Below are 26,591 nucleotides of genomic sequence, written 5' to 3'. Positions count from 1 at the left end.
GTGAGCAGCGACGCCGAAATCACCCGCCTCAGCACCTCCGCCGGACCTGACGCACCCTGGCGGTTGTGGGGACCGTACGTCTCCGGTCGCCAGTGGGGCACCGTCCGAGAGGACTACTCCGCCGACGGAAACGCCTGGGACTACTTCCCGTTCGACCACGCACACCGGCGCGCCTATCGCTGGGGCGAGGATGGCCTGGGCGCCTTCTGTGACCGGTTCGGCTTCTTCAACCTGGGCATCGCGCTGTGGAACCGCGCGGACGACCGGCTCAAGGAGCGCTGCTTCGGGCTGACGAACGCTCAAGGCAACCACGGCGAGGACGTCAAAGAGGTGTGGTGGCCGCTGGACGGCACCCCTACTCACTCCTACGCCTCCTGGCTCTACCGCTACCCACAGGGTGCTTATCCCTACGCAGATCTGTTGGCGCAGAATGCCGCTCGCGACCGAAACCAGCCGGAATACGAGCTGACGGACACTGGGGTTCTGGCTGGCGACCGGTTCTTCGATGTGGTGGTCGACTACGCGAAGCAGACCCCGACTGATTTGGTGATGCGGGTGACCGCAACCAATTACGGTCCCGACCCGGCGCCGTTGGATCTGGTGGTGCAGGGCTGGTTCCGCAACACCTGGCGCTGGGGGGATGACGACCGCACCCCGTCGATGCGCCGCGATGGCGACGCGGTGGTCTTTCACCATGACTGGCTGGGGGACTACCGACTGGTTCCTGACGCGGCATCACGAATTCTGTTCTGTGACAATGAGACCGACGAGTCACTCTTCGAGGGCATGTCGCCGGTCACGGACTGTCCGAAGGACGGACTCGACCGGGCAATCGTCCGCGCAGACACCGGTGCTGTCCGCGACGACCACGGCACTAAGGTCGGTTTCCTCTGGTCCTGGGATGCGCTGGCGCCGGGGGAGACCCGCTCGGTCAGCGTTCGCCTCACGGCCGTTGCCGCGGCTGTGGGAGACGAGGTCGCGCCGTACGAACCGGCCGGTGAACCGCTCAGCGCCACAGCGTTATTCGACCAACGGCGGGTCGAATGCGACGACTATTACGCAACTGTCATCCCGCCCGGAACGGCAGCGGAGGATGCGCTCATCGCGCGGCGGGCGTTCTCCGGTTTGCTCTGGGGAAAACAGCTGTTCCGCTACGACATCGGGCAGTGGCTCGACGGCGATGCCGACGAACCGGCGCCACCCGCGCAGCGGCGAACCGGACGCAACCACCACTGGGGCCACCTCGAGCTCGCGGACATCATCTCGATGCCGGATGAGTGGGAATACCCCTGGTTCGCCACCTGGGACCTCGCCTTCCACGCCGTCGCGTTGGCCCACGTCGACCCCGACCTGGCCAAACAACAACTCGAACTGATCTGTCGCGAGTGGTCGCAACACCCCAACGGACAACTGCCGGCGTACGAGTGGAATTTCGACGACGTGAACCCGCCGGTCCACGCCTGGGCGTGTTGGCAGGTTTTCATCATCGACGGCGGCCGCGACCACGACTTCTTGGTGCGGGTCTTCTCCAAGCTGCTGCTCAATTTCTCCTGGTGGATCAACCGGAAGGACGCCGACGGGTCCTACCTGTTCGAGGGCGGCTTCCTGGGCATGGACAACATCGGATTCTTTGACCGGTCGACCCCTTTGCCTGACGGGCATCGGCTCGAACAATCCGACGCGACGAGCTGGATGGCGTTCTACGCGCTGTCGATGATGCGGATCGCGATCGAACTCAGCGAGCGGGCTCACGCCGGTTTCGATGCCACCGCGCGCACCTTCTTCGAATACTTCCTGCGGCTCTCCCAAGCGATGGACGACTTCGGCAGCCAGGGCGTCAGCCTCTGGAACGAGGAAGACGGCTTCTTCTACGACGCGATCGTCACCGACGCCGGCGAGGCCACCCAACTGCCGGTTCGTTCGATGGTCGGGTTACTGCCGCTGATTGCGGTCGAGTCGGTCCACCCCGCACTCCACGACGAGATCCCGGAACTGATTGACGAGTTGCGCTGGTTGGCCCGCCGCGATCCGCGGCTGGAGGAGGTCTTCGTACGCCATCAGTTGGCTGACACCGATCGGATCACGCTCGCGCTGGTCGGCGACGAGCGGCGCGCCCGGCTGTTCCAGCGGTTGTTCGACGAGGCGGAGTTCCTTTCCCCGCACGGACTGCGCGCCCTCTCCGCGGTCTACCGCGAACCGCTGCGCATGACGATTGACGGCCACCCGTACGAAGTCGCTTATGCCCCAGCCGAATCCACAAGTGCGCTCTTCGGCGGCAACTCCAACTGGCGCGGCCCGGTCTGGTTCCCGGTCAACGCCCTGTTGGTCGACGCGCTGCACGCCTACGCGATCGCCGAGCCCGACGCGACCTTTGAATTCCCCACTGGTTCCGGACGCCAACTGGCTCTGGGCGACGTCGGCCGGGAACTCAGCGATCGGTTGGTGTCGCTCTTCCGGGCAGGCTCAGACGGCCGCCGCCCGGGCACTCCGCCGTGGTATCCGAGCGGGCCGCTGTGGGACGACCACGTCACCTTCAGCGAATACTTCGACGGCGATACCGGGGCTGGTGTCGGGGCTACTCATCAGACGGGATGGACCGCGATGGTCGCCCACCTGATCTGCAGTCCGGACGGTTTGCGACGTTAACCTAGGAGTTCGTAGGGAACGTCGCGCGAGCGTGGTGCGTCGGTCCGAAGGGCCCTCCACCACCTGAGGGCCGGTCGAATCGGAGGAGAAACATCGTGACCACACGCAACAGGGCGATGACATTGGGGACCTGCGCTGCAGCGATGTTGGCGTTGGCCGCCTGTAACGGTGGGGCCCCGTCGGTCACCAATCCGACGTCGACAACCTCAACGACGTCAACGATGTCAACCACGTCGTCGTCAACCTCGACCACATCGAGCTCGACCACGGATCCGTCCAGCGACACGTCGACGAGCACCAGTTCGACCCAGCCCATGGGCGACAGCAAGACCTACACCTCCAGCTTCGGGACTCTTGCCGACCAGCAGGGGTGGAGCAATGGCACCGATGACAAGAAGGGCACCCTCGGTTTCGCCGACGGAACCTACAACGCCACGATCAAGCCGAATGGCACCTGGATCGCTTCGCACGACACATTCCGTTATGCCAACTCCGATGACGTCACGATGACGTTCGACACCGCGGGCATGACCGGCAACCCGTTCGTAGGGCTGATCTGCTTTGCCGACATCCAGAGCAACAAGGTGGAGTCGTTCTACGACATCACCGTCCGGCCGAACGGAACGGTGGCCCTCTACCGGTTCGACAAAGACAAGGACAAGGGCACCAAAATCGCTGGCAGCGCGGCGACGGGGTTCAGTGCCTCGGCCGCCCACCTGGAGTTCTCTTGCAAGAAGCAGGGCGACAAGGTGCACTTCACCGCCATCGTCAACGGGCAGCAGGTGATCAGCGCCGACGATCCCAACTCGACGCCTTTGTCGCCCGGCAAGTTCCGGATGGAGATGCTGTCGGAGACCGCGGCGGGCGCCACAGTGAAGTTCCGCACCATCAACGTCACCTGGAACCAAATCTCCAGTTCGACAGACAACTCCTGATCCTGGCGATTGCCCACAGCTCACCCCGACACCCCCAGCGGGTGCCGGGGTGAACGCATAGGCTGAGCCAATGCCGTCCACCCCGCCGCTGTCCGATCTCCTTGCCGCCGCGGTCGATTCAGTCGGGGGAACTCCTCGGCCCGGGCAGCAGCAAATGGCCGAGGCTGTCGGCGCCTCGTTTGAAGACGGCCACCACCTGCTGGTGCAGGCGGGAACCGGAACCGGCAAGTCGCTGGCCTACTTGGTGCCCGCTGTCGCTCACGCGCAAGCCACCGGCAAACCGGTCATCGTCGCCACGGCGACCATTGCCCTGCAGGCCCAGATCGTCGGTCGTGACCTGCCCCGGTTGGCGCAGGCTTTGCGCCCGTTGCTGGGCCGGCCGGTCACCTACGGGATGGTCAAGGGCCGCCGCAACTACCTCTGCCAACACAAGATTGTCGGTGGCTATCCCTCCGATGACGACAGCTTGCTCGAGGTCGGCCAGGTCGATCAGCAACTGGGACGGCTGGAGAAAGAAATCGTGCGGCTGCGCGAGTGGGGCGCCGAGACTGAGTCGGGCGACCGCGACGAGTTGGTGCCCGGTGTCAGCGAGCGCGCTTGGAGCCAGGTGTCGGTCAGCGCCCACGAGTGTCTGGGTTCCACCTGCCCGATGGTGCAGGACTGCTTCGTGGAGAAGGCGCGCGCCGAGGCCGCCGACGTCGACGTTGTGGTCACCAACCACAGCTTTATGGCGATCGACTCCTTCGAGGGGCGGCAAATGCTGCCCGAACACGACGCGCTGATCGTCGACGAGGCCCACGAACTGGTGGACCGGGTCACCTCAACCATCACCGACGAGCTGAGCGCGGGGATGATCTCAACCGCGGCCAAGCGCGCGTCTCGTTACGCCGACACCGCCGGGCTCCGCGACGCCGGCGAGGCGCTCGGAGCCACTCTTGATGCCCTCACTGAAGGGCGGTTGCTCGGTCTCAGCGATGCCCTCGCGCTAAACCTGCAGCAGGTTCACGAAGCGGCCCGCACCGTCCAAAGCGACGTGAAGCCCGAACGCCCGGCCGACAACGACGGTCCCCGCCAGATGGCCCGTGCGGTCGTTGACGAGATTGTCGAGAACTGCGAGCGGTTGCTGGAAGAACGCGACCTCGACGTGGCCTGGGTTTCCCACGACGAACGACGCGGATCGATCCTGCGAGTCGCACCAATGAGCGTGGCGATGCTGGTGCGCGACAAGATATTCGGTGACCGAAGCGTCGTGATGACCTCCGCCACCCTCGAACTGGGCGGCACCTTCGACGCGGTCGCCGGCACCCTCGGCTTGCGCGGGGAAGGCAGTCCGCAGTGGGAGGGCCTCGACGTCGGTTCGCCCTTTGACTACCCGAAGCAGGCAATCGCCTACGTCGCCAAACACCTGCCACCACCCGGCCGCGACGGCACCTCAGACAAGGTCTTCGACGAGATCGAGACGCTGATCCGGGCCGCCGGCGGCCGAACGTTGGGGCTGTTCTCCTCCACCCGCGCCGCGAAAGCGGCGGCCGAGGAGATGCGTCAACGCTTCGGCGACGAGTTCCCGGTGCTTTGCCAGGGCGACGACCAGACCGGAACTTTGGTCCGCGAGTTCGCCGCGTCGCCGCGCACCTGCCTGTTCGGCACCATGACGCTCTGGCAGGGGGTCGACGTCCCGGGCGCGTCCTGCCAACTGGTGATCATCGACCGCATCCCGTTCCCACGCCCCGACGACCCGATTACCGCGGCCCGCACCCAAGCGATTGCCGAACGCGGCGGCAACGGGTTCATGGCGGTTTCGGCGGTCCACGCCGCGTTGCGGCTGGCGCAGGGCGCCGGTCGCCTCGTACGCCGGTCCGACGACCGTGGCGTCGTCGCCTTCCTTGACAGTCGGATGGTCAGCGCGCGTTATGCCGGGTTTCTGCAGCGTTCGCTGCCGCCGTTCTGGCCGACGTCCGACACGAAGCTGGTGCTGAATGCCCTGCGCAGACTCGATGAGGTCGCCGACCAAACACCTGAGCCCGCGCCGGTTGCGGCGACCGCGCCGGTGAGCAAGCCGTCGCCACAGCAGCGATTTGCCCGAGAGGCCGGCCACGTCGAGACCGCCGGCGAGGTGGCCTACGACAGCCTGGAATTCGCCGAGGACGACGGGGGAGCCGAGGAACACCCGGCACCGCCGGTGGTCGAAGACGTCTCATCGGTTCCGCCGCAGCTCGCCGCCGACCAGGTGCCGGCGGCGGCTCCGGGGCAGGCGCCAGGGCAGGCGCCCGAACCGCAGGCGCAGGCCGGCTGGACGCCCGAGGACGACGAAGAATTGGCTGACGGGGTCGGGCTGGGGCTCGATGTCGACGAACTCGCCGATCACCTCGATCGCTCACCGGCCGATGTTGGCGCGCGACTCGCCGCACTCGGACTCGCCTGAACGCTGCCTGAAAGGCCGCGCTGATGGCACTCTTGGGCGCATGACCGACACCAAGCCCGATACCGGGTTCAACGCGCTCGAGCGCAACCGGTTGGTGGAGACCAACGGCATTGACATCATCACCGAGTCCGAACGCACGGCCCGACCGCGCGACCTGTTCTGGCCCTGGTTCGCCGCCAACGTGTCGGTGTTCGGGATCAGCTACGGCTCGTACGTTCTCGGCTTCGGCCTGTCCTTCTGGCAGGCCGTTGTCGTCGCCGTTCTCGGGATCGGGCTGTCGTTCCTGCTCTGTGGCCTGATCGCGATCGGCGGCAAACGCGGTTCGGCGCCGACGATGATCCTTTCCCGGGCAGCTTTCGGCGTGAAGGGACAGAAGGTCCCCGGGGTGATCTCCTGGCTCGTCTCGATCGGTTGGGAAACGTTCCTGGCGATCATGGCGACCCTGGCGACCGCGACTGTCTTTGCCGAACTCGGCTGGAGTCATGGCACCTCGACCAAGATCATCGCGGCCCTTGTCACCGCGGCGCTGATCGTGCTGGCGTCGGTCGCCGGCTATCACACGATCATGCGTCTGCAGTCGTGGCTGACCTGGCTGACGGGGCTGGCCACCATCGTCTACATGGCGCTGACCTGGAAACACATCCACTGGTCTGCTCTGTCGGACCTCCACTCGGGCAACGTGCAGTCGATGATCGGCGCCCTGGTCATGGTGATGACCGGATTCGGGCTGGGATGGATCAACATCGCCGCCGACTGGTCGCGCTATCAGTCGCGCGATGCCTCCGGCGCGGCGATCGCCGGCTGGAACACCCTCGGCGGCTCACTGGCCCCGATGTTCCTCGTTGCCTTCGGAACCGCTCTCGCCGGTTCGAGCAAGGACCTCTCTGATGCGGTCGCCGCTGACCCGGTAGGCGCCCTGGCGACCTTGTTGCCCACCTGGTTCCTGGTGCCGTTCCTGATCGCCGCCATCCTGGCTCTGGTCTCCGGTGCCGTTTTGGGCATCTACTCCTCGGGCCTGACGCTGCTCTCCCTCGGGGTGCGCATCCCGCGTCCGGCGGCAGCCTTGGTCGATGGCGTGATCCTGACCCTGGGCACCATCTGGGTGGTCTTCTTCGCCCAGGACTTCCTCGGTCCGTTCCAGAGCTTCCTGATCACCCTCGGCGTGCCGCTCGCCGCGTGGGCCGGAATCATGCTGTCCGACCTGGCCCTGCGTCGCCGCGACTACGACGAACGGGCTTTGTTCGATGCCTCGGGTCGCTATGGCTCCTTCGACCTCGTCTCGTTGGGCACCCTGGTGGTCGCCTCAGTCGTGGGTTGGGGCTTGGTGATCAACAACTTCGCTCAGGATGCTTCCTGGAACAACTGGCAGGGCTACCTGCTCGGTCCGATCGGCGGCAAGGAAGGCACCTGGGCCTACGCCAACGTCGGGGTGATCGTGGCGCTGGCGATCGGCTTCGTGGTCACCTTCATCGGCCGGCGGGGCACCATCCGTCGCCAGGAACAGCAGTGAGTGGCCACGCGCCCGACGAATGGCTGGTTGTCATCGACCCCCAAGCGATCTTCGCGGATCCGTCAACCAGTGACTGGGGCTCACCGATGTGGCAAGACCGGGTCGGCCGGATCCGGGAGCTCTGCGCGTCGTACGCCGGCCGGGTCGTGATCACCCGGTTCGTCGCCGACGCCGACCCGCAGGGGTCGTGGCGTCCGTACTACGAACAGTGGCCGTTCGCCCAGGCGCCCGACACCGACCCGTTGTACGCAGTCGTGCCCGAACTTGCCGATATCGACGCCACGATCGTGACTCGGCCGACCTTCGGCAAGTGGGGTTCCGACTTGGTGCGGGTGGTGGGCGAGACGCCGCGGCTTGTCCTCGCGGGGGTCAGCACCGACTGCTGTGTGATCGCCACCGCGTTGCCCGCGGCCGATGCGGGGGCGAGCATCGTCGTACGAGCCGATGCCTGCGCCGGGTCAACGCCGCAGAATCACGAGAAGGCGCTCGACCTGATGGCCCTGTTCGGGCCTCAGATCACCATCGAGGGCCGCTGAGCTGGGCTGTCGGCGCCGGGTGAAAGAGTTCTGCCATGAGTGAGGTCCCGTCGCTGGTCCTGATCAGCGGTCCCGAGCAGGTGCTCGCCGACCGCGCGCTGGCGTCGGTCGTCGCGGCGGTCCGGGAGTTCGAGCCCGACGCCGAGACCGTACGACTTGATGGCGCCAGCTACGAAAGCGGCTCGTTGGCGCTCCACACGAGTCCGAGCCTGTTCGGCGGCCGGCCCATCGTCGTGGTCCGCGATCTTGACGAAGCCACCGACGCGCTGGTCGACGAGCTCACCGCGCTGGTCGCGGCGCCCCTCGACGGCGCGGTGTTGGTGGTCACCCACAAGAGCGGCAACCGAGGCAAACGAGCGCTCGACGCGGTGAAGGCGGCCGGTGCCCGGGTCATTGACGCTCCCGCGATTAAGTCCGACAAGGACAAATCGGCCTTCGTCACCAACGAGTTCCGTCGAGCCCGACGCAAGATCACCCCAGAGGCGGTGCGGTCGCTGCTCGAAGCAATCGGCGGTGACCTGCGGGAGTTGGCTTCGGGTTGCGCGCAACTTGTCGCCGACACCACCGGGGTTGTCGATGACGATGCGGTGGAGCAGTACTACGGCGGCAAGGTGGAAGCCACCGGTTTCCGGGTGGCCGATGCCGCCGTCGCCGGGAATGCGGGGGAGGCACTGCGCTTGCTGCGCCATGCGCTCGCGACCGGACTCGATCCGGTGCCGGTGGTTGCCGTGCTCGCCTCCCAGCTGCGCCAGATCGCCAAGGTCGCCACTGCCGGCCGGGGCTCGCCGGGCAACCTGGCCAAGGAACTTGGCATGGCGCCTTGGCAGATCGACCGGGCGCGCATGGCCGCCCGCGGGTGGGACGGCGACCGCCTCGGCCGCGCGATCCAAGCCGTCGCCGCAGCCGACTTCGAGGTCAAGGGTGGCGGGCGCGATCCGATCTACGCGGTCGAGCGGGCGATCCTGACGATCTGTCGCGAAAGAGGCTCCGGCGCCGCCTGAGGTCGCGCTGCGTGATTTGGGAAGGCACCCCGGCCCGGTGTAACGTTGTGCCTTGCGTGCGCGCTCTGGTCGTGCGCGCCGCAGTATTACCAGCGCATCGAAAATCGCCAGGGTGTCCCCACGCCTCATCCGTTCCGGTGCGCCGTCGCCCTCTACGACAACAGCAGACCAACAGAAAGTACTTTCGTGGCAAACATCAAGTCGCAGATGAAGCGGATCAAGACCAACGAGATCCGCACCGAGCGCAACAAGGCTTACAAGTCCGAGTTGCGCACCTGGATTCGCAAGACCCGTGAGGCCATCGCCACCGGCGACGCCGAGCAGGCGAAGACCACCCTGGCCGCCGCGTCCCGCAAGTTGGACAAGGCCGTGAGCAAGGGCGTTCTTCACAAGAACCAGGCTGCCAACAAGAAGTCCGCGCTCTCCAAGGCCGTGAACGGTCTGGAGAAGTAAGACTCCTCGCACTTCGATCGAGCCCCGCCCGGATATCCGGTGCGGGGCTCGATCGTTCCTGCGATATCCTCAGGCTATGCATCGTCTGCTCCTGCTTCGATAGCCGCGCCGACCAGATCGGACCTCGGTGCGGCCACCCCTTGCCCCGGCGCGAGGGGTTTCTTGTTGGCACGTCCGAGTGCCGGAGCACACCACCAGCAGACGACCTGACGTGAGGGCACGATGACTGACATCACCGCTTCGGACACACCGGAGCACCGTTACACCGCAGCACTAGCCGGCGAGATTGAACGCCGCTGGCAGGACGCCTGGGAGGAGCAGGGCACCTTCGAGGCGCCCAACCCGACCGGAGAGTGGGCCGAGCCGGGGGTTGCCGAGCGTCCCAAGCGCATGGTCCAAGACATGTTCTCCTACCCCTCGGGGGCTGGCCTGCACGTCGGACACCCGCTGCCGTACATCGCCACCGATGTCTACGCGCGCTACCTGCGCACCACCGGCATGAACGTTCTGTTCACGCAGGGCTTCGACGCCTTCGGTCTCCCGGCCGAGCAGTACGCCGTGAAGACCGGGCAGCACCCCCGCAAGACCACCGAGGAAAACATCGGTGCCTTCAAGCGTCAGCTGCGCCAGTTGGGTCTGTCCTACGACCAGCGTCGTCGGGTCTCCACGATCGACCCGGAGTATTACAAGTGGACGCAGTGGATCTTCACCCAGATTTTCGACGCCTGGTATGACCCGCGCGCCGGCAAGGCCCGGCCCATCGACACGCTCATCGCGGCGTACGAAGCGGGCGAGGTGGCGACGCCAGACGGACGTCCGTGGGCCGACCTCGACGCCGTCGCCCGCGCCGACGCGGTGGACTCGCACCGGTTGGCCTACAAGCGAGAGGTGCCGGTCAACTGGGCACCCGGCCTGGGAACAGTTGTCGCCAACGAGGAAGTCACCAACGACGGCTTGACCGAACGTGGCGACATGCCGGTCTTCCGCCGCAATCTCGCGCAATGGATGATGCGGATCACCGCCTACGCCGATCGGTTGACCGACGACCTGGACCGGGTCGACTGGCCGGAGTCCATCAAGGCGATGCAGCGCAACTGGATCGGTCGCTCCCACGGCGCGGCGGTGCGTTTCCCCGTTGGCGACGACCACCTCGAGGTGTTCACCACCCGCCCCGACACGATCTTCGGCGCGACCTTCATGGTGATCGCCCCGGAGCACCCGCTGGTCGACGCGATCGTGCCTCCAGCGTGGCCCGAGGCGACCAAGGCAGCCTGGACCGGTGGGGCAGCCACGCCCGCAGCAGCGGTCGAGGCCTACCGGTTGGCAGCGTCGCGCAAGTCCGATCTGGAGCGTCAGACCGACGACAAGTCCAAGACCGGGGTCTTCACCGGAGCGTTCGCGACGAACCCTGTCTCCGGCGCGGCTCTGCCGGTGTTCATCGCTGACTACGTCTTGATGGGCTACGGCACCGGCGCGATCATGGCGGTGCCCGCCGAGGACCCGCGTGACTGGGACTTCGCCAAGGCCTACGACCTGCCCTACCTGCGAACCGTGCAGCCGGGTGAAGGTCATGACGAGGACAAACCGTTCACCGGCCAGGGCGTCAAGATCAACTCCGCCAATGAGCGAATCTCGTTGGACGGCAAGGACATCGAGACGGCCAAGAACGAAACGATCGAGTTCCTGGAGAGCCAGGGGCTGGGTGCGGGAACGATCACCTACAAGTTGCGTGACTGGCTGTTCAGCCGGCAGCGCTACTGGGGTGAGCCGTTCCCGATCGTCTACGACGAGCTGGGCATTGCGCACGCCGTGCCGGCCGATCAGTTGCCGGTCGAACTGCCCGAGGTGGCCGACTACTCACCCAAGACCTACGACCCGCACGACGCGCAGTCGATGCCGCAGGCGCCGCTGTCGCGGGCCACGGACTGGGTCGAGGTCGAACTCGATCTGGGTGATGGACCCAAGACCTACCGTCGCGAGACCGACACGATGCCCAACTGGGCCGGGTCCTGCTGGTACGAACTGCGTTACACCGACTCACACAACGACGAGGCCTTCGTCGACCCTGAAATTGAGCGTTACTGGATGGGTCCGGGCCGCGGCGAGGGGGAGGGCCGCGCGAACGACACCGGCGGCGTCGACCTCTACATCGGCGGGGCCGAACACGCCGTCCTGCATCTGCTGTACTCCCGTTTCTGGCACAAAGTGCTGTTCGACTTGGGCCACGTCTCCAGCGAGGAGCCGTTCCGCCGCTTGTTCATCCACGGCTACGTGCAGGCTCACGCCTACCGCGACCACCGCGGTCAACCGGTTCCCGCCGCCGAGGTGGAGGAACACGGCTCGGGCGAGGCGGCGACGTACACCTGGAACGGCGAACCCGTCACCCGTGAATACGGAAAGATGGGCAAGTCGCTCAAGAACGTCGTCACGCCCGATGAGATGTGCGCCGACTATGGCGCTGACACCTTCCGGGTCTACGAGATGTCGATGGGTCCGCTGGACCAATCGCGTCCGTGGGAGACACGCGCAGTTGTCGGTTCGCAGCGTTTCCTGCAGCGCCTGTGGCGCAACGTGGTCGACGAAGATAACGGCGCCCTGCGGGTCGTCGACGCCGCCGCCGACAACGCCACCAAGCGCCTGCTGCACAAAGCGATTGACGGCGTACGCCGCGACTACGAAGCGCTCAGCTTCAACACCGCCGTCGCAAAGATGATCGAGCTGAACAATGCGCTGACTCGGATGGACGCCGCGCCGCGCGAGATCGTGGAGCCGTTGGTGCAGATGGTTGCGCCTCTCGCGCCGCACCTCGCGGAGGAGCTGTGGCAGCGGTTGGGCCATGACGGCTCGCTCGCCTATGCCCCATTCCCTGAGGCTGACCCGGCCCTGGTCAAGGACGACACGGTGACCTGCGTGGTGCAGGTCCTCGGCAAGGTGCGCGACCGGTTGGAGGTGGCCGCGGACATCACCGACGCCGACCTCGAACAGGCCGCGCTGGCGAGTGAGAAGGTGCAAGCCGCGATCGGCGACCAGCAGGTGCGCAAGGTGATCGTGCGCGCCCCGAAGCTGGTCAACCTGGTCATCGGGTGACCGCGTGACGGTCGCAGTCGTCACCGATTCGTCCGCCGCTCTGCCACCTGATGTGGCCGGGCGGGGACGCATCGCCGTTGTTCCGCTGCATGTCGCGGTCGATGGTGTCTCCCATGACGAGGGCGTCGACATCACCGCAACGGAACTCGCGACGGCGCTGCGAGACCATCGCAACGTCACCACCTCGCGACCCTCGCCGGGCGCCTTCCTGCAGGTCTACGAGGACCTCATCGCGCGCGGCGCGACCGGCATTGTGTCGGTCCACCTGTCGGGCCAGATGTCCGCAACCCTCAGTTCCGCCGAGATCGCCGCCGCCGAGTGTGAGGTGCCGATCGAAGTGGTCGACTCCGGCGCCGTCGGCATGGCAATGGGTTATGCCGTTTTGGCCGCCAAACGAACCGCAGACCGAGGTGGATCGGTGGCTGAGGTGGCCGCCGCGGCTCGGGCGCAATCGGCCGCGGGCAGCATTTACTTCTATGTCGATTCGTTGGACTCGCTGCGGCGTGGGGGACGGATCGGCAAGGCGTCGGCCTTCTTCGGTTCGGCGCTCTCGATCAAGCCGTTGCTCGCCTTCGATTCGGGCCACATCGAGCCGTTGGAGCGGGTCCGCACCACGAATCGCGCGCTGTCCCGGTTGGAGGCCCTGGCTGTGCAGGCGGCCGGCAAGATCGACGGCGAGGTCGACCTGGCGGTGCAACACCTCGAAGCGCTCGAGCGGGCCGAGTCGTTGGCCGAGCGATTGGCCGACAGCGTCCCGAACCTGCGGCGGGTGATCGTCGTGGAGTTGGGCGCTGCGGTCGGCGCCCATGTTGGCCCAGGAACCCTTGCTGTCGTCGTTTCACCGCACCCGTCCCAGGGCAGCGACCTCGACCTCGGCGACTGATTCTCCACAGGTTGACCTCCCTGGCGACGGTCATCCACAGGAGCGCAGTCGCGGCCGACGAGCCGCGCGGAATCCCGCCTAACGTGCCGGCATGGCGCGCTCTTCCGAACCACCCGACCGATTGGCCGCCCTCCTGGCCGAGCTCGAGGAGGGTCGACGCAGCGCATGGGTTCCCCAAGAGGATGACCTCGTTGACCGGCGGCCGCGGTTGGCCGGCCTGCGGCGTCGAGCATCGAACGCGCCGAACAGCACTCTCGAAGACTTCGGCTTCGAGACCGAGAGCGCCGTCGAGGCTGAGGCGGCAGACCCGGTGTCGCGCGCTGACCGGCGGGCGCGTGGACTGCCCGGTCGCGATGTGAAACCGCATGCCCCGTTGTTCCGGTCGCCGCTGAACGAAGCACCGCTGGAAGCCCATCCCGCGCGCGCCGCCTTGATCGGGGCGTTGTTGGTCGTCCTTGTTGTCGCGATGGTGCTCGGGGTGCGGGTGTGGACATCTGGTCGAGCCGACCAACCTGTGCCGTTGGCGAAGCCGGTGACCACGACGTCTGGCGCCGCGGAATCGGCGAGTGGGGGATCTGCTGTTCCCAGAGCGACGGCGACCAGCGGCGGCGCCGCGGCGGCCGCCACCGCGCCGGTTGCGACCGGCACCGTCGAAGTTCACGTGGTTGGCCAGGTCCACCACCCAGGAGTCGTCACGCTGCGCTCCGGCGCGCGGGTCGTGGATGCCATCAAGGCGGCCGGGGGCGCGCTGCCGGGAGCCGACCTCGATGCGGTCAACCTCGCGCGGGTGCTCGGCGATGGGGAGCAGGTGCGAGTTCCGAAGCCGGGGGAGAGCCCGGTGGCCGTCGCGCCGGGGGCAGTTGCCGGGTCCTCCGCGGGGTCCACCGGAGCCGCCGGCCCCAGCGCCCCGATCAACCTGAACACCGCCGACGCAACCGCTCTGGATGCCCTGCCAGGGGTCGGACCGGTCCTCGCCGAACGGATCATCCAGTGGCGGCAGACGAACGGGCGGTTCACGTCCGTCGACGAACTCGGGGAGGTCAGCGGGATCGGTGACAAGGCGTTGGAGCGCTTGCGTCCGCTGGTCACCCTCTGATGCGGGAACGGGCGGTGGCGCTCGACGTCCGGTTGCTGGTGCCCGCGTTGGTCGCCTGGGCTGGTGCTTTGATCGCGGCGCGTGGATCGGCCATGGTCGCCATGGGGCTGGCGACAGCGTGCGCGCTGCTCGGCGGGCTCACTCTGCTCCTGGCCGATCGTCGGGTGTTCGCCTTGGCCGGTCTCTGCGGGCTCGCCACGTCGCTGACGGTCGGCGCTGCCGCCGTCGATCACGTCGTTCGCCACGACGGCCTGCTGCCGACACTCGTGCAGCAGCGGGCCACCGTACGCCTGCAGGCTCGGGTGATCTCCGACCCCGTGCAGGTGCCTTCTCGGTTCGGAGGTGACGAGGTCTGGCGGGTGCGGCTGGAGGTGAGCAAGATCAGCGGCCGCGGATCTTTGGGCAGGTCCGCCGCCCAAATCATGGCATTCGGCGATCATCAACTCGGCAGCCTGCGCTGGCATCAGGAGATCGCGCTGGGCGGGCGGCTGCAGCCCTCCAGCCTCGATCCGGCCGAGTCGACCGTGCTGGTGTCCGGACCCATCCGCCTGCTGAAATCGGCCGGCCCGATCGAGCAGGCGGCAGAGCGGGTGCGCTCGGCGGTCCGAGCAGCCACCGATGGGCTGCCCGGCGACCCGGCCGGTTTAGTTCCGGCGCTGGTGATCGGTGACACGAGCCGGTTACCCGATGACCTGAACGCGGACATGAAAGCGACCGGGATGACCCACCTGAACGCCGTGAGCGGATCAAACGTCACCGTCGTCATGCTCGCGGCCGGGTGGGCTTGCGGGTGGCTGCGCGTGCCGCGGCGGTTGCGGGTGCCGCTCACCTTCCTGGCGCTGACTTGCTTCGTCTTCCTGTGCCGGCCCGAACCCAGCGTGATCCGGGCGGCGGTGATGGGCGCCGTGGGTCTGCTCGCGCTGCGATCAAGCGGCGCCCGGGCCGCGCCCCCTGCGCTCGCGACCGCGATCGTCGTCCTCCTGGTGGTGCAGCCGCCCCTGGCATCGTCGTACGGTTTCGCGTTGTCCGCGCTGGCGACGTTGGGCTTGATCCTGTTTGCCCGTCCCTGGGCGGCCGCGATTGCCGAGCGACTACCGAACCGGTTCGGCTGGCTCGGTGAAGCGATCGCGGTGCCGCTGGCCGCCCAGACGATGTGTGCGCCGGTCACCGTCCTGCTGCAACCAACGGTGAGTCTGATTGGGCTGCCGGCGAACATGCTCGCGGCGCCGTTCGTGGGTCCGGCCACCATCGCCGGCGTCGTCGTCGCGGTTCTGGCCGTCCCGGTGCCGTTCCTGGCGGCGATCGTCGCCTGGGCAGCCGGCCTTCCAGCGTGGGCGATCTGCCTCGTCGCCCGCCGCTGCGCTGACGTCCCGTACGGCCGGTTGCCGTGGGCCGGAGGGCTAAGTGGGGCGTTGCTTCTTGCCGCGGTTACGGCGATCGTGCTGTTCACCGGCGCCGGGCTGCTGGCGCGTGCCCGCCGTTCGATGGTTGCTGCGCCGGCCGCGTTGTGTGTCGGCATCGCGGTCTGGGCACCGCTGCCGGTGGGCAACGTGCCCGCGGGGTGGTTGGTGATGATGTGCGACGTGGGGCAGGGCGACGCCACCCTCGTACGATCGGCCCCGGGCCATGCCGTCCTCATCGACACCGGGCCCGACCCGCAGGCGATGCGCCGCTGCCTCGACGATTCCGGGGTCAAGGTGCTCGACGCGATCGTGCTGACCCATTTCCACGCCGATCACGTCGACGGTCTCGCAGCGGTGATCGAGCAGGTCCCGGTCGGGGAGATCATCGGGACCTTCGTCGACGAGGAAGCAGCGACGGGCAAAGACGAACCCGGCCATGAGCAACAGGCGCTCGCGGTGGTCCAGCGATCCGGTCGCTCGCTGCGGCGGGTTCACGCGGGGGAAACGCTGCGGTGGAACGGAATTGCCGCGACTGTGTTGTGGCCGGTGCGCGCCATCCACGCGGGTTCCTTGCAGAACAACGCCAGCGTGGTGCTTGACCTTCAGGTGGCGGGGGTGCGGATGCTCTTCACCGGCGACATCGAGAAGGAAGCAGCAGCCCGGGTCCTGAGCGCCTTGCGGGCGCTACATGACCCGACGCCGTTCAGCGTCTTGAAGGTTCCTCACCACGGTTCGAGCAATCAGGTTCCCGAGCTCATCCACCTCGTGGCGGCGCCAATCAGCCTGATTGGGGTGGGCGCCGACAACGACTACGGCCATCCGGCCGCCCGAACAGTTGCGCTGCTCGAGGCAGATGGCAGTGCGGTGTTGCGCACCGACATCGGGGGAGCGATTCGGCTCTATCGCCGCGGAGCTGGATTCGGCGTCGTACGCGGGTCGGGTCAGGCGCCAACCGAGCAGCAATCGGCCATCCCTGCCGCTTCGACCAAAGCCTCGATGGTCGCGGCAACGGCGGGAACCCGCTGCAGATCGGGGGTGGTGACGGCGAACACCGATCGCTGAGACGGCGGGTCCATTGGCAGAACCTTCACCCGCGCGTTCGGAGCGGAGCGCAGGATGAGGTCAGGCACCAACGCGACACCGAGACCTTCGGCCACCAGGCCGAGAACCGCGACGTAGTCCTCGGTTTCGAAAGCGACATCGGGCGCGAAGTGCGCCTTGTCGGCGAGCGCGAGCAGGTGGCCCCGACATCGCGGGCAACCGGCGATCCATGGCGCGCTGGCCAGGTCGGCGAGCCGCACCGTCTTGCGGGAGGCGAGCGGGTGATCGACCGGCAGTGCCAGGCGCACGTGGTCATCGAGCAGCTTGGTGGAGACGAAGTCGTCCAACCTGTCGTCGTCGCGGCTGAGGTCGAGCCCCTCATAGGTGAAGGCGACAGCGACGTCGCACTCCCCAGCGCGCAGCGCGGCCAGAGACTCCGGCGGCTCGCCCTCGGCGAAGCTGACCTTCACCTCGGGAAAACGCTGTTTGACCAGCGAGAGCGCCCGCGGAACCAGGGTCGAGGACGATGACGGGAAGGCCATCAGTCGCACCCTGCCTGACTGCAGTCCGGCAATCGCGGCGACCTCGGACTCAGCGGCGCTGATGGCGCTGAGCACACTCGTGGCGTGCCGGGAAAGCACCTCGCCCGCTTCGGTGAGCCGGACGTTGCGACCCATCCGCTCGACCAGCGGTGTGCCGAGCCGTTCTTCGAGCCGGCGGACCATCTGCGAGATCGCCGGCTGGGAGTAGCCGAGGGCCGATGCAGCGGCGGTGAAGCTGCCCTCATCGGCGATGGCACGTATCACTCGGAGTCCAGCAGCGTCGATCATGGGGTCTAGCCTACAAAGCGATATGAGCCAGCACCCCACGATGACCAACAGCGCCCTTGAAGACGGGCAAGGAACTGAACCCGCAGCGGAGGACTTGCTGCGCGAACGAGTCGCTCTGGGCGGTGTATTAGCGCTGACCGGAGCGGGTTTGTCGACCGCATCCGGGCTGCCGGACTACCGCGGAGCCGACGGCGTACGCCGCGTGCAACCGATGACCGTCTCGGAGTTTCGCGCCACGGTCGAGGCTCGGCGTCGCTACTGGGCGCGGTCTTATGCCGGATGGGCCCGGTTCAGCGCCGCATCGCCCACCAGCGCCCACGCAGCGCTCGCCGACTTGGAACACCGGGGATTCATCGATCACACCATCACCCAGAACGTTGACGGGTTGGCGCGGGTCGCGGGCAGCCGCGCGGTGATCGAGTTGCACGGACGGCTGGACGAAGTGATTTGTCTGCGCTGCCGTACGACCGTCGCCCGGGAGTGGATGCAACAGGAGATCGAACGGCTGAATCCGGGTTTCGAGGCGGCCGTCGGTGACGCACGCAACGCGCCGTTGCGACCGGACGGTGACGTCGAGCTAGACGGGAGGTGGGACGCGCAGTTGCGTCTGGTCAGCTGTCCGATGTGCGGCAGTGACCTGCTGAAGCCACACGTCGTGATGTTCGGGGAATCGGTGCCGAGGGCGCTTGTCGAGCAGTGTTTCGCGCTGGTTGAGGCGGCCACAACGGTGGTCGTGATCGGGTCATCACTCGGGGTCATGTCGGGCTACCGCTTCGCGAGGCATGCCGTCAGACGTGACATCCCAGTCGTGTTGGTCAATACCGGATGGTCACGAGCAGAAGACCTCGCCACTGCGCATGTGCATCGCGACCTGCAGCAGGTGATGGTCGATCTGGCCACCCACCTGCCGGCCCGGCCAGTTGCGGCGACCAACTGAGGGAACCCGCTGACGGGTCCCGCCAGCCCGATCAGACGCGTCGCAGAACCGCGGTGACCTTGCCCAGGATGACGGCGTCGTCGCCGTCGATCGGGTCATAGGCGGGGTTGTGCGGCATGAGCCAAACCTTGCCGCTCTGGCGCTTGAAGGTCTTGACGGTTGCCTCGTTGTCGAGCATCGCGGCCACGATGTCGCCGTTGTCGGCGGTCGGCTGCTGGCGGACCACGACCCAGTCGCCATCACAGATCGCGGCGTCGATCATCGAGTCGCCAACCACCTTCAGCAGGAACAGGTCACCTTCGCCGACGATCTGTCGGGGGAGCGGGAACACGTCTTCGACTACCTCTTCGGCCAGAATCGGTCCACCAGCGGCGATCCGACCCACGACCGGAACGTACGTGGCCGCCGGGCGCTGATCGCCGACACCGGTCTCGTCGATCGCGTCCTCGTCGCCATCCGGAAGGCCCGCGTCGCCTCGACGATCCCGACGGTCGGCATCGCTCTCGGCGCTGATGACCTCCATCGCGCGCGGCCGGTTCGGGTCACGTCGCAAGTAGCCCTTGCGTTCGAGCATCGACAGTTGGTGGGCCACTGAACTCGGGCTGGTCAGACCGACAGCCTCACCGATCTCGCGAATGCTCGGCGGGTAGCCACGGCGCTCGACCGAGTTGCGGATGACCTCCAACACCTTGCGTTGACGGGTGGTGAGTTCGGCCCCGCCGTCGCCGTCGGGCAGGTGGTGAATCTTCGCCATGTCGTGGTCGTCCCGTCTGGTGGTTCGCGGTGTGTCTGGTCACTCGTGGAGCACGTCTACAGCTGTCGTTCGCCGGCCGCCGAACCGATGTTGTCGGTGGTCGGTAGTTAGCTGCGAAGCATGAATCGAGCGTATGCCGTCGGACCCAGTCTTTCAAACATGTGTACGACGCGTGTCTCGCCCAATTCGAACATTCGTGCTATAAATCGTACAGACGTCCGATCGCACACCTGTGCGAACGGCACTTGCACCTGGAGACACCCTTGGGTGTCGGGGATGGAGGAACCGATGAGTGCTGTGACTCACCTTGCTCAGCCGATGTCGACGCCGGCAATGGCGCCCTCAACGCGTCGGCCGCGGCGTCATCTGAAGCTGGTGCCGCCACTTACCGAGTCCCACGCGAGTGCCGGGCGCTTCGATGGTCGTGACGGTGGCATCCGGTTGACCGTGCGAGGCCGTCGGATGCTCGTCCTGGTCGGCCTCGTGGCCGTGCTGATGGCAGGTTTCGGGGTAGCTCGCGCGATGGCCGGACCCGCGGCCGCGACCGCGGGGGTCACCGTCGAGACGGGCCAAACACTCTCTGACGTGGCCCACCGCGCCTACCCCTCGTTGCCGATCAGTCAGGCCGTGGTGAAAGTGCAGTTGGCCAACGGTTTGAACTCCCTGCAGGTCCACGCCGGGCAACACCTGCTGCTGCCGCGATAGGCAGCAGGAGCGGTCTTATGCGATCGGACGACACGCCTCGGGCGGTCGTCCGATCGCGTCATTTTCAGCATCTGCCCTGGTCGTGAGCCGTGTTTCCGGGGCCTATTGCCAGGGCGGTCGATCGCCTCGAAACGCGACTCGCCGAGCTGTTGCATGTGGGGTCGGATCGGCCTAGTATCCCTATATCTAGTAGTTACACCGATGTAAGTCGCCCACATGTGGTCCCCACGTTGTCCACGACTTCTCCACCGGTTATCAACAGATCGACCTACTACAGAGCGATCCTGACCATCCCTTCCGGCTCGGGCATTTGCGTGCCCGTGTCCGGTTGCTCAGCCTCGAGAGGAGCCACCCGTGCACTGCCCGTTCTGCCGCAATGACGACTCGCGAGTCGTCGACAGCCGCACCAGCGAAGACGGCACCTCGATCAAGCGTCGTCGGCAATGTCCCGAGTGTGGCAAGCGGTTCTCGACTGTCGAAACGGCAGGCCTGACCGTGGTCAAGCGCTCCGGTGCCAGCGAGCCGTTCTCGCGGCAGAAGGTGCTCGTTGGCGTGCGCAAGGCCTGCCAGGGCCGGCCGGTCAGCGAGGACCAGTTGGCGTTGTTGGCGCAGGAGGTCGAGGAGGGCATTCGCGCGCGAGGGCTCGCCGAGATCGACGCCCACGACGTCGGTCTGGAGATTCTCGGACCGTTGCGGGTGCTCGACGAGGTCGCCTACCTCCGATTCGCCTCGGTCTACCAAGCATTTGGTGGCCTCGACGACTTCGAGCAAGCCATCAGCCTGTTGCGCGCCGAGCGCGCGGCCACCGACCGGACCTAACCGCTCGCGGTTCCTTCCGGAACACCAGAACCTCACGAACAACAGTTCAACAGCATCGCCACCACTCATACGGAGGAGAATCATGACGGAGACGACCAGTGCGCGGTCCCGTGCGCGTCGGAGCCCCAAAGGCATCACGGTGGAGCGCATCTTCACCACGCCGGGTGTCCACCCCTACGACGAGGTCACCTGGGAGCGTCGCGACGTCGTCCAGACGAACTGGAAGAGCGGCGAGACGATCTTCGAGCAGCGCGGGGTCGAGTTCCCCGACTTCTGGTCGTTGAACGCATCGACCATCGTCACCACCAAGTACTTCCGTGGCGCGCTCGGCAGCGATGTTCGCGAGAACAGCCTCAAGCAGCTCATCGACCGGGTCGTTCTGACGTATGTCAAGGCGGGCAAGGAACATGGCTACTTCCAGTCTGAAGACGACGCGACGCTGTTCGAACACGAACTGACCTGGTCCCTCCTGCACCAGGTGTTCGCCTTCAACTCCCCGGTCTGGTTCAACGTCGGCACCAAGAGCCCGCAGCAGGTTTCCGCCTGCTTCATCCTGTCCGTCGAGGACTCGATGGACTCGATCCTGAACTGGTACAAGGAAGAGGGCTTCATCTTCAAGGGCGGCTCCGGAGCCGGCCTGAACCTCTCCCGGATCCGTTCCTCCAAGGAGTTGCTGTCCAGCGGTGGCACCGCCAGCGGCCCGGTCAGCTTCATGCGTGGCGCCGATGCGTCCGCAGGCACCATCAAGTCCGGCGGCGCGACCCGCCGCGCGGCGAAGATGGTCGTTCTCGACGTCGACCATCCCGACATCGAGGAGTTCGTCGAGACCAAGGCTCGCGAAGAAGACAAGATCCGCGCGTTGCGCGACGCCGGGTTCGACATGGACCTCGGCGGCAAGGACATCACCTCGGTCCAGTACCAGAACGCCAACAACTCGGTCCGCGTCACCGACGAGTTCATGCGCGCGGTGGAAGAGGGCAAGTCCTTCGGTCTGCGTTCGCGTGGCACCGGCGAGGTCATCGAGTCGGTCGACGCCCGCACCCTCTTCGACAAGATCAACAAGGCCGCATGGGCCTGCGCCGACCCGGGTCTGCAATACGACGACACGATCAACGACTGGCACACCAACCCCGAGACGGGCCGGATCACCGCGTCCAACCCGTGCTCGGAGTACATGTCGCTGGACAACTCGTCCTGCAACCTGGCCAGCCTGAACCTGCTGAAGTTCCTCAAGGATGACGGCACCTTCGACTCGGTCACCTTCATCAAGTCCGTTGAGCTGATCTTCACGGCCATGGACATCTCGATCTGCTTCGCCGACTTCCCGACCGAGGCGATCGGCCGTACCACGCGTGACTACCGCCAGCTCGGCATCGGCTACGCCAACCTCGGTGCGCTGCTGATGGCGACCGGCCACGGCTACGACTCCGAGGGTGGCCGCAGCCTCGCCGCCGCCATCACCTCGCTGATGACCGGCGCCGCTTACAAGCGGTCGGCCGAGCTCGCTGCGGTCGTTGGTCCGTACGAGGGCTACGCCCGCAACGCCGACGCCCACAAGCGCGTGATGCGCAAGCACCGCGCGGCGAACGACCAGGTGCGCGCGCTCGACACCATGGACGGCGACATCATGAAGCACGCCACCAAGGCGTGGACCGCTGTCGTTGAACTGGGTGAGAAGAACGGATTCCGCAACGCGCAGGCCTCGCTGCTCGCGCCGACCGGCACCATCGGCTTCATGATGGACTGCGACACGACCGGTATCGAGCCGGACTTCTCGTTGGTCAAGTTCAAGAAGCTGGTCGGTGGCGGCTCGATGCAGATCGTCAACCAGACGATTCCGCGTGCGTTGGCCAAGCTTGGCTACCAGGGTGAGCAGATCGAAGCGATCGTCGAGCACATCGCCGAACACGGCCACGTGATCGACGCCCCGGGCTTGAAGTCCCAGCACTACGAGGTGTTCGACACCGCCATGGGCGCGCGTTCGATCAGCCCGATGGGCCACGTACGCATGATGGCGGCTACCCAGCCGTTCCTGTCCGGTGCGATCTCCAAGACGGTCAACCTGCCGGAGACGGCCACCGTCGAGGACATCGCCGACGTCCACCTGCAGGGCTGGAAGTTGGGCCTGAAGGCCATCGCGATCTACCGCGACAACTGCAAGGTTGGTCAGCCGCTGTCCGATGCGAAGGCAAAGAAGGCCGTCGTCCCGGCGACCGAGGAAGCCGAGCCGGAGAAGGTCATCGAGTACCGCCCGATGCGCCGGCGCATGCCCAAGCGTCGCAGCAGCCAGACGACCTCGTTCGCGGTCGGCGGCGCCGAGGGCTACCTCACCGCCAGCACCTACGACGACAACCAGCTCGGTGAGCTGTTCCTGAAGTTCGGCAAGCAGGGTTCGACCCTGGCCGGTGTGATGGACGCGTTCTCGATCGCCGTCTCTGTCGCCCTGCAATACGGCGTGCCGCTGGAGACCTACGTCGAGAAGTTCACCAACATGCGCTTCGAGCCGGCCGGGATGACCGACGACCCGGATGTGCGGATGGCGCAGTCGATCATGGACTACGTGTTCCGTCGCTTGGCGCTGGACCACCTCGACTTCGAGACCCGCTCGTTCATGGGCATCCACAGTGCCGAGGAGCGTTCGCGTCAGCTCGAGACCGGTTCGTACGAGTCCGACGACGACGAGAACGTCGAAGGTGAACTCGAGTCGCTGTCGCAGTCGATGGCCACCAAGGAGAAGGTGACGCCCGCGGTCGCACCCGCTGCGCCGACCCTGACCGTCGTCTCCGGGTCCGGGGCTGCTGATGCCCGTGTTGCCTCCCCCGAGGTGCACTCCTCGGCCGAGCTGATGGAGAAGTTCCAAGGCAAGGCCGCCGACGCTCCGATGTGCCTCACTTGCGGCACCAAGATGCGTCCGGCCGGCAGCTGCTACGTCTGCGAGGGTTGCGGAAGCACCTCCGGCTGCAGCTGAGCCAACGCAAAGGCGGCCCGGGAACCACTGGTTCCCGGGCCGCTTTTGTGATGCGGGGTAAAGATCTGCGCGCCTTATCGTCATCCGCCCGGCCTATAGGACGCGCGGATGTGGCTAACCCGCGCGGATTCGGCCTCAGCGGCCCGCGGCGTACGAGTCCAGCGTCGCAGCGGCCGAACTGGCCAGCCGGCGTACGGCGGTCACCGACGGCCCACCGTCGGAAGCACTCAGCACCACTACGACCTCCCGGCCATGCGGGCCGTTTCCGAGCCATGACCCGTTGGCCACGCCGGAGAGCGAACCGGACTTGAACCAGGTGGTCCGCCAGCCGGCCGGCGCGGTGAAGCCGGGGGAGGGCACGGCGAGGATGGTGGACAGGGGCGCCATTCCCGGCTTGCCGGACTGGACCGCGATGGCCGTCCAAGCGAGCGCGACATCCTCGGCGCTGCCGCCGTAGCCAAGGCCCTTGCGCCAGATGTTCGTCGATCGGCTGAGGTCGGGCAGAGCCGCGGTGTCAGCCGGGGCGACAAGCGCGGCTCGGCGCGCCGGTGAGGCGCCGGCCCAGCTGGATCGGGCGATGACAGCCTTCGCGTCGGTCGACCACTGCAGCCAGAGGTCCTGCCTGATGGTCAGGAAGGGGTCGAGAACGCTGGGGCGCGAATGTCCGCTGCTGCGAACCACGCTGCGCAGCGTGTCTTGGCCGACCGTACGAACCAGCAGGCTGGTCGCGGTGTTGTCGCTGATCTGGAACATCAACCGGGCGGCTTCTTGCACGCTGATCGACGCGCCGGCTCCTCGCCCGGCGAGCGATCCGCTGCCGCCGGCGAGGTCGGCGCGGCGAGTGGTGAGCCGCGTGTCCCAACGCAGCGCGCCACGGTGGATCTGATCGAGCACAGCCAGCAACACGTAGACCTTGACCACCGAGGCGAGCGGGCGCACATCGGCGGGCCCGCTTTGATGGACCACCTGCAACCGGCCGTCGGCGCCGATGACACCGGTGAACAAGGCGGTGTCACTCCCCAGGGCGCGCGTCTGGGCATCGACGGTGCGCCACGCGGCCGGATCGACCCCGGCGGCAGTCGCCGGTGGCTGACTCGCGGAATTCGATGGTGCCGTGGAGGTCGAGCTGGAACTGGGGGAGGCCGTCGTCGTGGTGCTGGCCGCGGTGCTCCCGCCCGCGCTACAGGCCGCCACCAGGGTGCTGGTCGCGGCGATCATGGCCAAGCTCCGTCTGCGCATCTCTGCCTCCGCAGTGCACCGTACGCGAGCCGCGGCGCCATACGATGACGCAGCCGACCACACAGGGGAGACTCCGATGACACCCAGCACGCCCGTGACCCGCGCCAGACGCGCCGGAGGATCAGCCCGTGCCGTTCTCGCCGGCGTCCGCGATGCCCATGGTGCCGCCGCGACCAAGGCCTTCGACAAGGCGCGCGGGGTTCTCGGTCCGGCCGTCACCCCGCTGGAGTTCGCCCACGAGGCCGCCGTCCGGGGCTTGTACGAGGGGGCCGGGCTTGCGCTCGAGGCGGCCGGCCGCGCCGCCCGCCCAGCGGTCACCTCGTTGAGCGCCCACCCAGTTGTACGCCCAGTTCGACAGCAAGCCACGACCGCGGCGGCGTGGATCCAGGGTTTCACCGGCGACCGACTTGCCGACTCCGAACTGCCCATCGCCTACCCGATGACGCTGCGCCGCTCGGGCTACGCGGTGCCGGTGACCACGGCCGGCCTGGCGAACGCCTATCCCGACGCCGGCCGGTCCTTGGTCATCTTCGTGCATGGATTCGTCGGCACCGAACAGATGTGGAAGCGCCGCGCGAACACCGACGACGAGGGACGACGGATCTCGTACGGCCGCCGGATGGAGTCCGCGACCGGCGACTGGTCCGCGCTATGGGTGCGTTACAACACTGGCCGCCGAGTCTCGGAGAACGGCCGGGACTTCGGTCGGCTGTTGAGCCGAGTGGTGGCGCGGTGGCCTGAACCTGTGGAGCGTGTGGTGCTGGTTGGGCACTCGATGGGTGGCCTCGTGATTCACAGCGCCCTGCTGCAGTCTCCCGCAGATGCGCCGTGGCTTGGTCTGGTCACTGACACCGTCAGCCTCGGCACTCCCTATCAGGGCGCGATCCTGGAGAAGGGCGCGAACGCGGTGGCGAACCGGTTGGCGGCGCACCGCACGACGGCGTGGGCCGGCGGCCTGATGCGGTGGCGGAGCCAAGGCATCAAGGATCTACGACACGGCAATCTGATCGAGGCCGACTGGAAGGGCTTCGACCCGGACGACCCCGCCGATCACCGGGCCCGGGACCGTCGTCATCCAGCACCGATCAAGCACCTCGCGGTGGTGGGCGTGGTCAGCCCCGACCCGCACGCCTGGTGGGGCAGGCCACTGGGTGACCTGATCGTTTCGCGACGCTCGGCGCGCGGCCTCTCTGGTGACACGTGGCAGACCGTCTTCTTGGGCCGGATGAACCACATGGATCTGCTGAACCATCCGCGGGTCTACAACGTGCTCGCCGAGCGCATCGGGGTTGAGGCGATGCCCCAGCGGCACCCGAAGGGATAACC

19 protein-coding genes and 1 pseudogene are annotated in these 26,591 nt (G+C 66.9%); 16 read left to right on the top strand and 4 right to left on the bottom strand.

Translation table 11 applies throughout. The features are described 5' to 3' along the window. The gene (locus tag ACYU98_RS09495) at positions 1 to 2,646 is read left to right on the top strand and encodes an MGH1-like glycoside hydrolase domain-containing protein (RefSeq protein ID WP_460467966.1); all 2,646 of its coding nucleotides are present in this window, start codon (positions 1 to 3) and stop codon (positions 2,644 to 2,646) included. A gap of 1 nt (position 2,647) precedes the next feature. On the opposite strand, the gene ACYU98_RS09490 is transcribed toward ACYU98_RS09495, so the two are convergent. Next, positions 2,648 to 2,962 carry a hypothetical protein gene (locus ACYU98_RS09490; RefSeq protein WP_460467965.1) on the bottom strand — a complete coding sequence of 105 codons (315 nt, stop codon included), beginning with the start codon at positions 2,960 to 2,962 and terminating at the stop codon, positions 2,648 to 2,650. Between ACYU98_RS09490 and ACYU98_RS09485 the strand changes: the two genes are divergently transcribed. The 10 genes and pseudogenes from ACYU98_RS09485 to ACYU98_RS09440 form a co-directional block, all read left to right on the top strand. Further along, positions 2,961 to 3,581: a hypothetical protein gene (locus ACYU98_RS09485; RefSeq protein ID WP_460467964.1), complete on the top strand. Its 621-nt coding sequence runs from the start codon at positions 2,961 to 2,963 to the stop codon at positions 3,579 to 3,581. The genes ACYU98_RS09490 and ACYU98_RS09485 overlap by 2 nt on opposite strands. A gap of 70 nt (positions 3,582 to 3,651) precedes the next feature. Then, the gene (locus ACYU98_RS09480) at positions 3,652 to 6,003 is read left to right on the top strand and encodes an ATP-dependent DNA helicase (RefSeq protein WP_460467963.1); all 2,352 of its coding nucleotides are present in this window, start codon (positions 3,652 to 3,654) and stop codon (positions 6,001 to 6,003) included. Positions 6,004 to 6,043: 40 nt separating this feature from the next. After that, positions 6,044 to 7,513, top strand: a complete 1,470-nt coding sequence (locus ACYU98_RS09475) for a purine-cytosine permease family protein (RefSeq protein WP_460467962.1) — start codon at positions 6,044 to 6,046, stop codon at positions 7,511 to 7,513. Next, on the top strand, positions 7,510 to 8,049 hold the full coding sequence (locus ACYU98_RS09470) for a cysteine hydrolase family protein (RefSeq protein WP_460467961.1): 540 nt from the start codon (positions 7,510 to 7,512) through the stop codon (positions 8,047 to 8,049). The genes ACYU98_RS09475 and ACYU98_RS09470 overlap by 4 nt, the downstream gene beginning before the upstream one ends. A 35-nt stretch (positions 8,050 to 8,084) precedes the next feature. Beyond that, positions 8,085 to 9,050 (top strand): DNA polymerase III subunit delta, encoded by a 966-nt coding sequence (gene holA, locus ACYU98_RS09465; RefSeq protein WP_460467960.1) that lies wholly within the window; start codon positions 8,085 to 8,087, stop codon positions 9,048 to 9,050. A 186-nt stretch (positions 9,051 to 9,236) separates the two neighbouring features. Then, on the top strand, positions 9,237 to 9,503 hold the full coding sequence (gene rpsT, locus ACYU98_RS09460; protein WP_460467959.1) for a 30S ribosomal protein S20: 267 nt from the start codon (positions 9,237 to 9,239) through the stop codon (positions 9,501 to 9,503). Positions 9,504 to 9,725: 222 nt separating this feature from the next. Next, positions 9,726 to 12,590, top strand: coding sequence for a leucine--tRNA ligase (gene leuS, locus ACYU98_RS09455; RefSeq protein WP_460467958.1), 2,865 nt, complete (start codon positions 9,726 to 9,728; stop codon positions 12,588 to 12,590). Between the two features lie 4 nt (positions 12,591 to 12,594). Beyond that, the gene (locus tag ACYU98_RS09450; RefSeq protein WP_460467957.1) at positions 12,595 to 13,473 is read left to right on the top strand and encodes a DegV family protein; all 879 of its coding nucleotides are present in this window, start codon (positions 12,595 to 12,597) and stop codon (positions 13,471 to 13,473) included. Positions 13,474 to 13,564: 91 nt separating this feature from the next. Beyond that, the gene (locus ACYU98_RS09445; protein ID WP_460467956.1) at positions 13,565 to 14,569 is read left to right on the top strand and encodes a helix-hairpin-helix domain-containing protein; all 1,005 of its coding nucleotides are present in this window, start codon (positions 13,565 to 13,567) and stop codon (positions 14,567 to 14,569) included. Further along, positions 14,569 to 16,848: pseudogene (locus tag ACYU98_RS09440) on the top strand (DNA internalization-related competence protein ComEC/Rec2); the annotation flags it as partial. The gene ACYU98_RS09445 and the pseudogene ACYU98_RS09440, both read left to right, overlap by 1 nt. 65 nt (positions 16,849 to 16,913) lie before the next feature. Here the strand turns inward: ACYU98_RS09440 and ACYU98_RS09435 are convergent. Beyond that, entirely contained in the window at positions 16,914 to 17,843 is a 930-nt protein-coding gene (locus tag ACYU98_RS09435; protein ID WP_460467955.1) for a LysR family transcriptional regulator, read from the bottom strand. 22 nt (positions 17,844 to 17,865) lie between these two features. On the opposite strand from ACYU98_RS09435, the gene ACYU98_RS09430 reads away from it, so the two are divergent. Continuing rightward, positions 17,866 to 18,780: a Sir2 family NAD-dependent protein deacetylase gene (locus tag ACYU98_RS09430; protein WP_460467954.1), complete on the top strand. Its 915-nt coding sequence runs from the start codon at positions 17,866 to 17,868 to the stop codon at positions 18,778 to 18,780. Between the two features lie 31 nt (positions 18,781 to 18,811). On the opposite strand, the gene lexA is transcribed toward ACYU98_RS09430, so the two are convergent. Beyond that, positions 18,812 to 19,534 (bottom strand): transcriptional repressor LexA, encoded by a 723-nt coding sequence (gene lexA, locus ACYU98_RS09425; protein WP_460467953.1) that lies wholly within the window; start codon positions 19,532 to 19,534, stop codon positions 18,812 to 18,814. 288 nt (positions 19,535 to 19,822) lie between these two features. On the opposite strand from lexA, the gene ACYU98_RS09420 reads away from it, so the two are divergent. The 3 genes from ACYU98_RS09420 (at position 19,823) to ACYU98_RS09410 (ending at position 24,026) form a co-directional block, all read left to right on the top strand. Continuing rightward, positions 19,823 to 20,239 (top strand): LysM peptidoglycan-binding domain-containing protein, encoded by a 417-nt coding sequence (locus tag ACYU98_RS09420; RefSeq protein ID WP_460467952.1) that lies wholly within the window; start codon positions 19,823 to 19,825, stop codon positions 20,237 to 20,239. Positions 20,240 to 20,593: 354 nt separating this feature from the next. After that, the gene (gene nrdR, locus ACYU98_RS09415; protein WP_460467951.1) at positions 20,594 to 21,058 is read left to right on the top strand and encodes a transcriptional regulator NrdR; all 465 of its coding nucleotides are present in this window, start codon (positions 20,594 to 20,596) and stop codon (positions 21,056 to 21,058) included. An 82-nt stretch (positions 21,059 to 21,140) separates the two neighbouring features. Then, on the top strand, positions 21,141 to 24,026 hold the full coding sequence (locus ACYU98_RS09410; protein WP_460467950.1) for a vitamin B12-dependent ribonucleotide reductase: 2,886 nt from the start codon (positions 21,141 to 21,143) through the stop codon (positions 24,024 to 24,026). Positions 24,027 to 24,161: 135 nt separating this feature from the next. On the opposite strand, the gene ACYU98_RS09405 is transcribed toward ACYU98_RS09410, so the two are convergent. Next, positions 24,162 to 25,244 carry a serine hydrolase gene (locus ACYU98_RS09405; RefSeq protein ID WP_460467949.1) on the bottom strand — a complete coding sequence of 361 codons (1,083 nt, stop codon included), beginning with the start codon at positions 25,242 to 25,244 and terminating at the stop codon, positions 24,162 to 24,164. A 97-nt stretch (positions 25,245 to 25,341) separates the two neighbouring features. Between ACYU98_RS09405 and ACYU98_RS09400 the strand changes: the two genes are divergently transcribed. Continuing rightward, positions 25,342 to 26,589 (top strand): lipase family alpha/beta hydrolase, encoded by a 1,248-nt coding sequence (locus tag ACYU98_RS09400; RefSeq protein WP_460467948.1) that lies wholly within the window; start codon positions 25,342 to 25,344, stop codon positions 26,587 to 26,589. Positions 26,590 to 26,591: the final 2 nt, after the last annotated feature.

The sequence above is a fragment of the Calidifontibacter terrae genome (assembly GCF_054778835.1).
The sequence above is the reverse complement of the archived record's forward strand: the minus strand, read 5'-3'. Positions and strand labels throughout refer to the sequence as shown.

Coding starts and splice junctions, on each gene's coding strand:
- ACYU98_RS09485 (WP_460467964.1), top strand. CDS start 2,961: ATGGGCGACAGCAAGACCTACACCTCCAGCTTCGGGACTCTTGCCGAC.
- ACYU98_RS09490 (WP_460467965.1), bottom strand. CDS start 2,962: ATGGGCTGGGTCGAACTGGTGCTCGTCGACGTGTCGCTGGACGGATCC.
- ACYU98_RS09480 (WP_460467963.1), top strand. CDS start 3,652: ATGCCGTCCACCCCGCCGCTGTCCGATCTCCTTGCCGCCGCGGTCGAT.
- ACYU98_RS09475 (WP_460467962.1), top strand. CDS start 6,044: ATGACCGACACCAAGCCCGATACCGGGTTCAACGCGCTCGAGCGCAAC.
- holA (WP_460467960.1), top strand. CDS start 8,085: ATGAGTGAGGTCCCGTCGCTGGTCCTGATCAGCGGTCCCGAGCAGGTG.
- leuS (WP_460467958.1), top strand. CDS start 9,726: ATGACTGACATCACCGCTTCGGACACACCGGAGCACCGTTACACCGCA.
- ACYU98_RS09445 (WP_460467956.1), top strand. CDS start 13,565: ATGGCGCGCTCTTCCGAACCACCCGACCGATTGGCCGCCCTCCTGGCC.
- ACYU98_RS09435 (WP_460467955.1), bottom strand. CDS start 17,843: ATGATCGACGCTGCTGGACTCCGAGTGATACGTGCCATCGCCGATGAG.
- ACYU98_RS09430 (WP_460467954.1), top strand. CDS start 17,866: ATGAGCCAGCACCCCACGATGACCAACAGCGCCCTTGAAGACGGGCAA.
- lexA (WP_460467953.1), bottom strand. CDS start 19,534: ATGGCGAAGATTCACCACCTGCCCGACGGCGACGGCGGGGCCGAACTC.
- ACYU98_RS09420 (WP_460467952.1), top strand. CDS start 19,823: ATGAGTGCTGTGACTCACCTTGCTCAGCCGATGTCGACGCCGGCAATG.
- ACYU98_RS09410 (WP_460467950.1), top strand. CDS start 21,141: ATGACGGAGACGACCAGTGCGCGGTCCCGTGCGCGTCGGAGCCCCAAA.
- ACYU98_RS09405 (WP_460467949.1), bottom strand. CDS start 25,244: ATGATCGCCGCGACCAGCACCCTGGTGGCGGCCTGTAGCGCGGGCGGG.
- ACYU98_RS09400 (WP_460467948.1), top strand. CDS start 25,342: ATGACACCCAGCACGCCCGTGACCCGCGCCAGACGCGCCGGAGGATCA.